13 protein-coding genes are annotated in these 12,414 nt (G+C 38.1%); 11 read left to right on the top strand and 2 right to left on the bottom strand.

Annotated elements, in window-relative coordinates; all coding sequences use genetic code 11:
* Positions 1 to 198 precede the first annotated feature (198 nt).
* The 5 genes from H4J67_RS19045 to H4J67_RS19025 all read left to right on the top strand — a co-directional run bounded on the left by H4J67_RS19045 (position 199) and on the right by H4J67_RS19025 (position 4,879).
* Positions 199 to 486 carry a PepSY domain-containing protein gene (locus H4J67_RS19045; RefSeq protein WP_182176002.1) on the top strand — a complete coding sequence of 96 codons (288 nt, stop codon included), beginning with the start codon at positions 199 to 201 and terminating at the stop codon, positions 484 to 486.
* A gap of 5 nt (positions 487 to 491) precedes the next feature.
* Complete coding sequence (locus H4J67_RS19040; RefSeq protein WP_070374303.1) at positions 492 to 1,166, top strand: response regulator transcription factor; 675 nt, start codon at positions 492 to 494, stop codon at positions 1,164 to 1,166.
* 26 nt (positions 1,167 to 1,192) lie between these two features.
* On the top strand, positions 1,193 to 2,530 hold the full coding sequence (locus tag H4J67_RS19035; protein WP_182204697.1) for an ATP-binding protein: 1,338 nt from the start codon (positions 1,193 to 1,195) through the stop codon (positions 2,528 to 2,530).
* 105 nt (positions 2,531 to 2,635) lie between these two features.
* Positions 2,636 to 4,054 (top strand): DUF3300 domain-containing protein, encoded by a 1,419-nt coding sequence (locus tag H4J67_RS19030; RefSeq protein WP_182204695.1) that lies wholly within the window; start codon positions 2,636 to 2,638, stop codon positions 4,052 to 4,054.
* Positions 4,055 to 4,210: 156 nt separating this feature from the next.
* Positions 4,211 to 4,879 carry a hypothetical protein gene (locus tag H4J67_RS19025; RefSeq protein WP_182204694.1) on the top strand — a complete coding sequence of 223 codons (669 nt, stop codon included), beginning with the start codon at positions 4,211 to 4,213 and terminating at the stop codon, positions 4,877 to 4,879.
* 74 nt (positions 4,880 to 4,953) lie between these two features.
* Here H4J67_RS19025 and H4J67_RS19020 read toward each other — a convergent pair whose 3' ends face one another.
* Positions 4,954 to 5,427, bottom strand: a complete 474-nt coding sequence (locus H4J67_RS19020; RefSeq protein ID WP_070374299.1) for an Lrp/AsnC family transcriptional regulator — start codon at positions 5,425 to 5,427, stop codon at positions 4,954 to 4,956.
* Between the two features lie 289 nt (positions 5,428 to 5,716).
* Here H4J67_RS19020 and H4J67_RS19015 point away from each other — a divergent pair, with 289 nt between their 5' ends.
* Genes H4J67_RS19015 through H4J67_RS18990 form a run of 6 tightly spaced genes read left to right on the top strand, consistent with a single transcriptional unit; the run spans position 5,717 to position 11,506 of the window.
* Positions 5,717 to 8,506, top strand: a complete 2,790-nt coding sequence (locus tag H4J67_RS19015) for a monovalent cation/H+ antiporter subunit A (protein WP_182176006.1) — start codon at positions 5,717 to 5,719, stop codon at positions 8,504 to 8,506.
* Entirely contained in the window at positions 8,506 to 8,850 is a 345-nt protein-coding gene (locus H4J67_RS19010; protein WP_070374297.1) for a Na+/H+ antiporter subunit C, read from the top strand. The genes H4J67_RS19015 and H4J67_RS19010 overlap by 1 nt, the downstream gene beginning before the upstream one ends.
* Positions 8,847 to 10,364 (top strand): monovalent cation/H+ antiporter subunit D, encoded by a 1,518-nt coding sequence (locus tag H4J67_RS19005; protein WP_182204692.1) that lies wholly within the window; start codon positions 8,847 to 8,849, stop codon positions 10,362 to 10,364. The genes H4J67_RS19010 and H4J67_RS19005 overlap by 4 nt, the downstream gene beginning before the upstream one ends.
* Complete coding sequence (locus tag H4J67_RS19000; RefSeq protein ID WP_070374295.1) at positions 10,364 to 10,900, top strand: Na+/H+ antiporter subunit E; 537 nt, start codon at positions 10,364 to 10,366, stop codon at positions 10,898 to 10,900. Before H4J67_RS19005 ends, H4J67_RS19000 begins: the two co-directional genes overlap by 1 nt.
* Positions 10,894 to 11,163, top strand: coding sequence for a K+/H+ antiporter subunit F (locus H4J67_RS18995; RefSeq protein WP_182176009.1), 270 nt, complete (start codon positions 10,894 to 10,896; stop codon positions 11,161 to 11,163). Before H4J67_RS19000 ends, H4J67_RS18995 begins: the two co-directional genes overlap by 7 nt.
* Positions 11,164 to 11,173: 10 nt before the next feature.
* Entirely contained in the window at positions 11,174 to 11,506 is a 333-nt protein-coding gene (locus H4J67_RS18990; RefSeq protein ID WP_182176010.1) for a Na+/H+ antiporter subunit G, read from the top strand.
* 372 nt (positions 11,507 to 11,878) lie between these two features.
* Here the strand turns inward: H4J67_RS18990 and H4J67_RS18985 are convergent, their stop codons facing one another.
* Positions 11,879 to 12,385 carry a type II secretion system protein gene (locus H4J67_RS18985; protein ID WP_182176011.1) on the bottom strand — a complete coding sequence of 169 codons (507 nt, stop codon included), beginning with the start codon at positions 12,383 to 12,385 and terminating at the stop codon, positions 11,879 to 11,881.
* Between the last annotated feature and the right edge of the window lie 29 nt (positions 12,386 to 12,414).

Raw genomic sequence — 12,414 nt, 5'->3', positions numbered from 1 at the left:
TGTTGATATATCTGTTGATATATCTGTTGATTTATCTGTTGATTTATCAGCAGGAACTCCAATTACCTCCACGTTATAAAATCGATATAGCGGCTTTAAAGAAATGTTCAGCTGATATTCAGTTGCCAAGGTATATAATTTTAAATAAGCTATGGCTATGTATAGTTAGACTCTTTTAACGTCGTCTTTGGAATAACCATGAAATTTGCTTTACCGTTAGTTTTTCTTTTTATCGCGATACTTTCTCTTGATGCAATGGCTCAAGGAACGGGTGTATCAGCAAGTACTATGCAAAAAAATAATCAGCAACAGTTGAAAGTGAAAAGTAGTAAAGATGCCGCAAAATTAGCTAAAAGTCGTTTTGGTGGAAAAGTGTTAAAAGTTGAGAATAAAAAGTCGGGTTATCGGGTAAAATTAATTAAAACCGATGGTCATATCATTTCTATTTATGTTGATGCTAAGACAGGGAAGATTAATGGAGGGTGATCACTATGCGGTTGTTATTTATTGAAGACGATATTGCTTTACAGCAAAACCTATATGCCCACTTAACTGCCGCTCATTATTTAGTCGATGTGGCGAGTGATGGCGAAACAGGCTTATTTCAAGGGCAAGAATATCCATACGACGCTGCTATTATAGATGTTGGTTTACCTATAATAGACGGTATCAGTGTGATTAGATCTCTGCGTGAAAAAAATATCGACTTTCCCATTTTGGTGTTAACTGCAAGAGATAGTTGGCAAGATAAAGTGGCTGGTTTAGATGCTGGAGCCGATGATTATTTAACCAAACCTTTTCAAGCTGAAGAATTACTCGCCCGCTTAAATGCACTGATCAGGCGTTCTGCAGGGCAAGCAAGTCCATTAATAAAGAATGGCCCGTTAAGTCTTAATACCAAAAGCTTGCAGGTTGAAGTCGATAATAAGGCAATAAAGTTAAGTAGTTCAGAATATAAGTTACTTGAGTATATGATGCTTCACCTTGACGAAGTGACGTCAAAGGCAACACTGACTGAACATATTTATGACCAAGACTTCGATCTCGATTCAAATGTTATTGAAGTATTTATCAGGCGCTTAAGAAAAAAACTCGACCCAGATAATAGTTATGGTTTTATCGAAACCTTGCGCGGCCATGGCTATAAATTAAAGCGGTTAGATTAATGAGGTCACGTGGATATACCAAGTAAATGAACTCTTTAAAAGTTCGATTATTATTAAGTACGTTAGCGATGACGGTAGTGATGCTGCCTATTATTGGCTTAACCTTATCGAATGCCTTTGAACGGCAATTAAATGTAGCGTTGAAAAACGAGTTAAAAGCCTATAGTTATTCTATTTTTACTGTGGCAGAAGTTGAAAATAATCTCTTGTTAATGCCAGATCTCTTACTAGAAAACCAATTCAATATTAACCAATCAGGCTTGTATGCCTTAATTACCAAACGGTCAAAAGAAACGCAAATAGGTGCGATAAAAAACAAAATACTTTGGCAATCACAATCTCTGCTGACCTTGTCTCTAACGGCGGTATTACCATCGCCTGATGTTGGGCAAACACTGATTTCAAAGATAAACCTAGCGGACAGACCTCATCTACTTTATAGCTTTAGTGCGAGTTTTTCTGATAACGGCCAAGACTTTGAAATAACACTGCACCTGATAAAAGACCAGCGAGCCTTGTTAAACGCCCTCAATGACTTTGAAAAAACATTATGGGCATGGTTGCTGGCATTAATGGTTGTCTTTGTTTTTGTACAAATTTTCTGGTTGTTATGGACCTTAAAACCATTAACCGTATTATCTCAAGAGCTTGAGCATATAGAGAAAGGGCAAAAGAAAGCCTTAGACGCCAACTATCCTCTTGAATTACAACCGGTGACACAGCAACTAAACGCCTTACTGGCATTGGAAGAAAACCAACGAAAACGCTATCGTAATGCCTTGTCAGACTTAGCGCATAGCCTTAAAAATCCACTGGCCGTTATTCAAAGCCAACAGGATATTTCAGCAAGCGCTGGTGAACAACTAACATTAATTAATAACATTATTGAACATCAACTCAAAAGAGCTCAAAGTGCCGGGCAGTCTTCATGGCATTTAGGCGTGAAAATTAAGCCCGTAGTTGACAAGCTGATCAGCACGTTAGCGAAAATATATCATGATAAGAATTTATCATTTGCCGTCAATGTTGATGCAAGTGCAATATTTAAGGGTGATGAAGCCGATTTAATGGAGATTTTAGGAAATCTTCTCGATAACGCCTGTAAAGCGGCTAAGCAGAAAATTGCCATTAGTGTGATTAGTTCTGCAAAAATATTAACGATTGAAATTGCCGATGATGGCGCGGGTATCGAAGCATCTCAACGCGAAATTATTTTATCGCGTGGTGGCAGAGCAGACACCTATCAAGCCGGTCATGGTATTGGTTTAGCTATTGTTAATGATTTAGTCAGTAGTTATCAAGGCCAATTAACCATCAGCAACTCAACAACACTGAATGGTGCTGTTTTTACACTGGTCTTTTAAACCTTTGTAAGCTTTGTTAACAAATAACCGAGGAAGCTGTTCAGGTTACGTTCAGTTTAGTGTTGTTATCTTTGTGTTCTAGAATTAGTCATAAGGATTATAACGATGAAAAAAGTCACGTTTTTATTCAGCTTTGCTGCCTTAGTTAGCTTTAACTTGTACGCTGAGTACCAGCCTTCACAGTCAGCGCTTCAGCAACAAGTGCAACAAGAGCAGCAGCTATTTAGTGAAGCTGAATTAGCACAAATGCTAGCACCCATTGCACTTTATCCCGACAGCTTATTAACTCATATTTTAATTGCTGCTACCTATCCTATTGAAATAATCGAAGCCCATCGCTGGCTAAAGAAAAACACCAGGCTAAATACTGAGCAAGTGGCTCAAGCGGTAAAAGATTTTAATTGGGATGCCAGTGTTAAAGCATTAGTGGCTTTTGAGCGTATTCTTAGCCGACTGAGTGAAAATTTAACCTGGACTCAACAGCTCGGTGATGCTTTTTTACAAGATGAGTCGATATTATTAGAAAGTATTCAACGGTTAAGAAAGCAAGCTCTACTTGCCGGAAACCTGGGTGAAATGGATAATATGGAGGTTAGCTATCAAGACAGTAATATTGTTATTGAAGCAAGAGAGAAGGAGATTGTTTATGTGCCGTATTATGATACACGCATGGTTTATGGTGCTTGGCATTGGTCATCTTATCCTCCTATTTACTGGCAACCTCAGCGTAGTGTTTATGTAAGTCGCTCCAATCCTTTCTATTGGCATGCTGGCGTTCATATTTCGTTTGATTATTTTTTTAGTGCTTTTCATTGGCATAATCGCCAGGTGGTTGTAGCGAATACTCGTCGTTCTTCATATCGCTACTATGAACAGCGTCCTCGTCACTTAATTGCTAATGGTGGCTATGCTAAACGTTGGAGACACCAGCCCGTTCACCGTAAAGGTGTGGCTTATCGAAACAAGCATACTCGCGTTAAGTATAAGGACAAGCGAGTAAGGAGCAGCGAATCTAGCAATAGAAATCATGCTGTCGTGCACAATAAGCTACAAGGTAATACCAAGCGAGCTCTATCTACCATAAGGCACAAGCCCAATGAAAGCGCTCGACGAGTAAACCGTATAACTGACAAGGCGACAAACACTTTTTCAAAACCTGTATCAAAGCCGACAACAAGACAGCACAGATCTTCTAATCAGTCTAAAAAAACTAAAGCCGAAAAGGTTTACCGAGCGAGTCGAACTGTAAATAAAGAAAGGCCCAAACAGCTTGCCACTAACATCGATAAGAAAAGTGCCAAGCAGCATACTTATCGTTCTGTTGATACTTCAATTAGTTCTAAAAGACAAGGTCCAAACAAAAAGCATGATAACCAAAGTAGGGTCATTAAAACAAAGCGTTCAAACGAAAAGCATAATAAACAAAGTAGGATTGTTAAAACAAAGCGTTCAAACGAAAAGCATGATAAACAAATTAGGATAGTTAAAACAAAGCGTTCAAAGACTGATAAGCAACGATATTAGCCACTTTATATTTATAGTGCTGTATTTTTTAAAAGAAATTTGTTGAATGTTAATTCATTTAGCCTTTTTTTATAGATGGTTTATAATCACCTTTTATAATTAGACCAAGCACTCGTTTGGGTCTAACGTCAAATACATTTTATCGAGCGAACTTTAATGAAAAGACTTTTACTTGTTTTACTCTTAATTATATTAAATTCAACCAGCTTTGCTAATGAAGAAGTTGAAGAGTTACCGCCAATAGATCCTTCATTTATGGGTGAACATAATATGGTGCTCTTTGTTCAGCGCTCTGCTATATATGCTTCGGTGATGACAACATATGACAGACCAAGTAATGTGCAGTTATTATATAAAATTGAGAATAAAAATTTAGCACTTTTGCAAACCGTACGTGATGGGCAATTAACGACGATAAAAGCCGAAACTTTTAATTTGCAACGTTTGATGCGAGGCGAGGAAATAGTCATTATGGCTGACGTATACGCAGGGCATTTTTCTCGAGGGGGGATGTTGGTTTATGAAAATATACCCTTAACCTTTGCTAAAAAATTATACGTTCGTGAACTTGACGATATAAAGGATTCAAGTAATCAGCAAGAGTATGACGTTGTTGATTTGAAAAAGAATTATAAAATTTATATTCATAAAATTCAAAAAGCACCTAGTTTTTCACAGATACTAAATATTGATGTAGAAGCAGGGTGCTTGCCACGTTTTCGTACTTCAGTAGCTGTGCCAAAAGAAACTGAACTGCTGTATAAGTTCCTCAATTGCGGCACAATAAGTCCACTCTATTTTGAAAGCATAGACTTTGAAAAATAATTATTATAAATAGAAGCCTTCTTTAAAACGAGGCTTCTAGCGTTAAAGCACGATTGTATAATGATTTAGACTGATTAGTCCTCATCATCAAAGTTGGGCAATACCCCGCTGCGACTGTGCTCAAAAATAAGGGAGGTTTCTACGGTGGTTACTTCGTCTCTTGAGGTAATTGCATTGAAGACAAACTGTCGTAAATGTTCACTGTCTTTAACTGACATATGAATGAAGTAATCATAGCTGCCGCCCATGTGATATAAGCTAACAATTTCAGGAAGTTTAAGTAAATCGTCGCGAAGGTTGTTAACAATATCTTCAGAATAGGGCTGCAAACGAATAGCGGCAATGGCTTCTATATTTCCACCTAAACTTTTGAAATCAATCTCGATACAAGCGCCGGTAATTATATTTTTATGTTTCATACGCTTTACACGCTCTAAACACGTAGAAGGTGCCACCCCTATTTGAGAAGCTAACTCTTTATTAGTGATATCAGCATCGCGATATAAAATGGTTAAAATGCGTAAATCTATATCATCTAATTTTTTCATTATGGTAAGTCTTCTATTTATATAGTAAATTAACACTATACCGACTATTCTCTTATTAACCAATGCACTGTGGTTGATAATCAAACAATTGTCGAATAAACAATGCTTTTCCGAATATTCATCGTTTAACTTTTATTCAGTTTATACTAAAGTGCTTTAAATTAATTTCAATTACACTTTTATAAGGAGATACTGTTGTTAAATTTAGCTTGGCGACATATTATGTCTATGTTCCGATGTCATTACTTCTCATTATAAAAATAATAATAAAAATAAAAAGGCTTACTCTATGACTTTGCTTTGGATACCCCTGCTATCGTTACTCGGCAGTATTATTTCCTCAAGAACGGGAAAATTAACACGTAATCAATCAACTGCGTTGACGTTGTTAATGCCGATCATTGCATTATTCATGACAATTAGCTTAGCGCCAGCTATTTTTGCTGGCAAAGTTATTAGGGAAACAATCTCTTGGATCCCTTTACTAGGTATAGATATCGCCTTTCGTTTAGATGGCTTAGCGCTGTTATTTGTATTTATGATCTTAGGAATAGGCATATTAGTTATCTTTTATGCCCGTTATTACCTCAGTAGTAAAGATTCTATGCCCAAGCTCTATGCTTATTTGATGTTATTTATGACAGCGATGCTTGGTATTGTCATGTCGAATAATATCATTCAGCTCTGGTTTTTTTGGGAGCTAACCAGTATTAGTTCGTTTTTGTTAATTAGCTATTGGTGGCATAAACCTGAGGCACGTAAGGGCGCAATTATGGCCTTAATCGTAACCGGTGGTGGTGGTTTAGCATTACTGGCGGGTTTGCTTTTACTGGGTAATATCGTTGGTAGTTATAATTTAGATGCGATATTAGCGAGCAGAGAAATTATTCAAGCGCATGCTTGGTATGAAATCACTTTAATTTTAGTCTTATTGGGCGCTTTTACAAAATCGGCACAGTTTCCTTTTCACTTTTGGCTACCTCATGCTATGGCTGCGCCAACGCCGGTAAGTGCTTATCTACATTCTGCTACTATGGTAAAGGCTGGGATTTTCTTATTAGCGCGCTTTTATCCTGCATTAGCGGGAACCGATATATGGTTTATTCTGGTGAGTTTAACCGGATTAACTACCATGTTACTCGGCGCTTATATTGCGTTATTTAAACATGATTTAAAAGGGCTGTTAGCCTATTCAACGATCAGTCATTTAGGGTTAATCACCTTATTATTCGGTTTGGATACTAAGCTTGCCGCTGTTGCCGCCATTTTTCATATAATCAATCATGCCATATTCAAAGCTTCATTATTTATGGCAACGGGTATTATTGACCATGAAACGGGTACGCGTGACATGCGGAAACTTAACGGTATGTGGCGATTTATGCCTTATACGGCGACGTTAGCCATGGTTGCTGCGGCCGCGATGGCGGGTGTACCGCTGTTAAATGGTTTCTTGTCTAAAGAAATGTTTTTTGTTGAAACATTGCACCAACAATTACTTGGGTCAATGTCTTGGCTTATACCTGTACTTGCTACCGTTGCAGGAGCATTAGCTGTCGCTTACTCAGCTCGCTTTATTCACGATGTTTTCTTTAATGGTGACCCTATTGATTTACCTAAACAACCCAGTGAGCCACCGCGTTATATGCGAGTGCCTATCGAAATACTGGTCGCTTTATGTTTAATTGTCGGGGTATTTCCTAACTTTATTATTGATGATATTTTAAAAGCAGCGTCTTTTGCCGTACTCGGTGGATATGTTCCTGAATTTAAAGTTGCGTTATGGCACGGTTTTAATTTGCCACTCTTGATGAGTGCTATAGCAGTAATCGGTGGTTTATTTATATATACCCAGCGACGTTATCTATTTCAATTTCAGGCATCTATGCCTAGCTTGAACGCCAAGAAGACTTTTGATGACAGTATATATCTCATTACAAAGTGGAGTCAGCGAAAAATAAACGACATAGAAAATGGTTCTTTACAACGTTATCTAATGTTGATGTTTGTTTTTGTTTTAATCTTTGCTGGTTGGCCATTATTTGAAATGCACCAACTCGGCGGGCAAAAAGAATTGACGCCCATTGATCTTCATAACGCAATTGGCGCAGCATTATTAATGATTGGCGCAATAAGTACGGTGATTTGGTATCGTGCAAGAGTGGTGTCGTTGTTGATGATATCAGTTGTCGGTTTGATGGTGTCTGTCGTGTTTACTCGCTTCTCAGCACCTGATTTAGCCTTAACGCAATTAACGGTTGAAGTCGTCACTATTGTTTTACTGATGTTGGCCTTGTTTTTCTTACCACAGCATTCCCCCAAAGAGTCTAGCTCTACGCGTGTGGTACGCGATTTAGGTATCTCTGCGGCTTTAGGGGTTGTGGTCGCGAGTATTTGCTATGCATTAATTACTCGCCCACTTGAGTCAATATCAGAATTTTTCTTAGCCAATGCTAAAACAGGTGGCGGTGGTACCAATGTTGTTAATGTGATTTTGGTTGATTTTCGTGGCTTTGACACTTTAGGTGAAATTTGCGTATTAGGTATTGCTGCGCTGGGTATTTATAAGCTTTTAATCAACCTACCGTTACTTCTTCCTGTTAGGGATAGTCAAGGGCGACTATGGGCGAAAGAACGTTACCCTATTTTATTAGCCAGTATTTCTCAGTCATTACTCCCCTTGGCATTAATGATCTCGTTTTATATTTTCTTACGTGGTCATAATCTTCCCGGTGGTGGATTTATTGCAGGTTTAGTGACCTCAGTTGCCTTTATTTTACAGTATATTGCACATGGCTCAGCCTGGATATCTACTCGTTTAACGATTAATTATCGGAAAATTATTGCCTCAGGAATTGCTATTGCGACACTTACTGGTGTGGGTAGCTGGTTCTTTGGTAGGCCGTTTATGACTACTTGGTTTGACTATTTCGATATTCCCATCATTGGTAAAATTGAACTTGCCAGTGCACTGATCTTTGATCTGGGTGTTTATATTACAGTTGTAGGTGCGACATTAATGATATTGGCAAGTCTCGGTCAATTAGCGAACGGGCCTAAAGAAGAGGTGAAAACTTAATGGAATTACTTTACGCATCCTGCGTTGGGCTTTTAGTGTCTTGTGGCGTATTTCTAATCTTACGTTCTAGAACGTTCCCTATCGTATTAGGGTTAACAATGTTTTCTTACGCGGTTAATTTATTTCTGTTTTCATCTGGGCGACTTAGTATTAATAATGCGGCGGTGCTTGGAACTTCTTCAGAATATACCGATCCATTGCCACAAGCTTTAGTGTTAACCGCGATAGTTATTGGTTTTGCAATGACTGCCTTCGTGGTTATTTTAGCTATTAGAGGGCGAGCAGATTTAGGCAGTGACCATGTAGATGGCCAGCCAGAAAAAGATAAAAAGGTAAATGTATGATCCAGAATTTGACCTTTTTACCGATTTTATTGCCGATACTCGCGGGTGTTATTTTATTGATGCCTCCCTTTGGCTCCAATAAAAGTACTCGAAGAGTGGCTTCTGTCTTACTGAGCGTTTTTACATTTGCCGTCTCATTGGCTTTACTCCTCAAAGTCCAAGCTGATGGTACTCAGGTTTATGCTATCGGCGATTGGAGTGCACCTTTTGGTATTGTACTTGTTGCTGATCCCCTTTCAACATTATTAGTGTGTTTAACGACATTGCTCGGTGTTGTCTGTGTGTTATATGCGAGTGCCGGAGATGATGATAAAGGGAGTTTTTTTCATCCACTTGTACATTTTTTAATTTTAGGGGTCAATGGCGCATTCTTAACCGGTGATGCTTTTAATCTATTCGTCTTTTTTGAAGTCTTACTTATCGCCTCGTATTCGTTGTTAATGCATGGTGGAGATAAAAAAAATACCCGAGTTGCTTTGCAGTACGTGATCCTTAACCTGGTTGGTTCAGCGATTTTCTTGATTGCTTTAGGGATTTTATATGGTGTATTAGGCACACTAAATATGGCTGATATGGCTCAGAAAGTAGCACTTTTACAAGGTGATGATGTTTATTTAGCCAAAATAGGTGGGATGTTATTATTGGTGGTATTTGCTTTAAAAGGCGCTTTGTTACCACTACATTTGTGGTTGCCCAATACTTATGCAACAGCAATGCCTGTTGTCGCTGCATTATTTGCCATTATGACAAAAGTCGGCGTCTATTCAATGATGCGTGTTTATACGCTTATATTCGGTGATGAAGCAGGCGAATTAACTCATATGGCGCAAAGTTGGTTGTGGTGGTTAGCGATTGCTACCATTGCTATGGGCGCGGTAGGTGTTTTAGCCAGTAAAGATTTAAGAAAGTTAATCGCAAATTTGGTGATTGTGTCGGTGGGGACCTTGGTTGCATTAGTTGCGGTACAAACTATTGAAGCAACTTCCGCAGCTATCTATTACTTAGTGCACTCAACGTTGGTTACAGCAGCACTCTTTATTTTAGCTGATTTAATTGGCCGCCAGCGTGGTGATATTGCCGACCGTATTTCTGCAGGCTCTGCTGTTTCTCAGCCGAAGTTGCTTGGCGCTTGTTTTTTAATTGCAGCGATTGCGGTGATAGGTATGCCACCTTTGTCTGGTTTTATTGGAAAAGTATGGCTGCTTAAAGCAACTTTAAATGCTGAATATACCTTAGTGTTTTGGCCAATATATCTCTTTGCAAGTTTAGCTATATTATTTGCTGTGTCTAAAGCAGGTAGCACGTTGTTTTGGCATCATCATGCTAAAATAACCACTGATACTAAGCAAGAACGTGTTCATCCAGCGCAATTAGTCGCGTTGCTTATTCTCATCTCTGGCCCACCATTAATGACTATTTTTGCTGGACCATTAAGTGAGTATGCCATTGGTGCAGCTACCCAGTTACATGATTTTAATAACAATATTAAACTTATCCTTTCAGGAGGACAGTAATGCGATTAGAAACACGATTTAAATGGCTACCCGCTCCTTTAATGAGTTTGGTACTATTTACTGTCTGGTTGGTGTTAAATAACAGCTTGTCAGCAGGGCATATTTTCTTAGCTACTACTTTAGCGATAGTCATTCCTTTGGTGACTAGTCCGTTTAGAACAAAGCAACCCATCATTATTAAGCCTGGTTTAGCGTTACGCCATTTAGCGTTGGTTTTATATGACATTATTACGGCGAATGTTCAGGTTGCTATTTTAATATTAGGGCCCACTAAAAAATTAACACCTGGGTTTGTTAAAGTACCACTAGACTTAACACACAGTTTACCCATTACTATTTTGGCAAGTACTGTGTCATTAACGCCAGGCACTGTTAGTGCCGAAGTGTACCCTTGGAGAGAAAGCTTAAGTGAAGGTGAAAAGCTTGAACAACAGTTTTTGCTAATACACGTTTTAGATCTTAAAGATGAACAGGCCTTAATAAAAATGATTAAACAACGTTATGAAGCGCCTCTTAAGGAGATGTTTCAATGTTAGAAACTGTGATTTCAATTGTTTTTGCTATGATAGGTTTGTCGTTATTATTAAATGTATGGCGCTTATTAATGGGACCCTCTATACCCGATAGAATACTTGCACTCGATACGATGTATATCAATACAATCGCCTTGATCATTTTATACGGTATGAGTATGGGCACTGCATTATATTTTGAAGCAGCGCTGTTAATCGCTATGTTAGGATTTGTTAGTACTGTTGCGGTATGTAAGTATTTGCTGCGTGGCGATATTATAGAGTAAGGGGTAAGTTATGGTAGAATGGATTATTTCAATATTATTATTAATTGGCGGCTCTTTTGTACTCGTTGGCTCTATTGGCTTAGTAAAAATGCCAGATTTTTTTATGCGACTTCATGGACCCACTAAAGCTACAACACTCGGCATGGCATCCTTGCTAACTGCTGCGATGATCTTTTTTAGTACCACTCATACAGGGTTTAGCGTAAAAGAAATACTGATCTCGCTATTTTTATTACTTACTGCACCTATCAGTGCCTATATGATGATTAAAGCGGCTATTCATCACAAGCTTGAGAGTATAGAACGCACAAAAGGCATAGATAACATTGAAGATGATGTTTAATCTTTTCTAGCGTTAACTCAATAAAGTAGCTGTTAAATTTAAAACACTGAGCATCTTGATGTTCAGTGTTTTTTTATGGTCTTCTTAATAACCATAACCATACCCAATACATTTAGACTTAACATCTATAGAAAAAAGGCTAAAGTTATTGGCTTTTGCAATGATCACTTTTGCTACAAAGATGACATTAGCACTAAAAGGCTAAAGTTGATTTCGGATTAGTTTTTGTATCGATAACTCCTCGTTAAGAGGCAAATAATATGTTGGCTAAAATAAGCGAGGCACGAGTAAATAGCCAACTGTTATTTGTCCTGCCTTAACGACTTGTGATGTGTATTACTCCTTGATTTTTAATATTTACTTACTACTTGATTAGAGCGAAACATCTATAGTTACTTCTCCGTTTAGAGAATTATAAAAGATAGAATACTCAGACTCTACAAAGTAAGTAAATGTACAACTATTGGCACTATACGTTACTTGAAAATCTTGCGTTGTATTAGTTGCTACCGTGGGAGAGTTAGTGTCCAAAACAGCTTCCCACACAGATATACAGTCTGCTGTGTTGTTAAGCTGAGGATTTGCTTCAAATGGAAACCAACTTTGAGCAGGCCAACCAAAAGTATTCATATCCATTAAACTTGTTCCGGTACCATACAGATCAAGGTTATCTACTGGTCCACTATGGCCACCCGCGAGCCATTTTATATGTGCTAATGATATGGCACTTTTAAAAGCACCACCCGTACCTGAAACAACAGCAGCATGTGCATCACTTTGCAAATTAATAAATTTTGGTAGAGCAGTTGCAGAAAGAATACCTAATATTACAATAACAACAACTAACTCTATCAACGTAAAGCCTTTAACTTTATTCACTGCTTACATCCTAAATGACTAAATGACTA

The organism is Colwellia sp. BRX10-4, assembly GCF_014077465.1.
Lineage (GTDB): Bacteria > Pseudomonadota > Gammaproteobacteria > Enterobacterales > Alteromonadaceae > Colwellia_A.
This window is presented reverse-complemented; position numbering and strand designations above follow the sequence as displayed.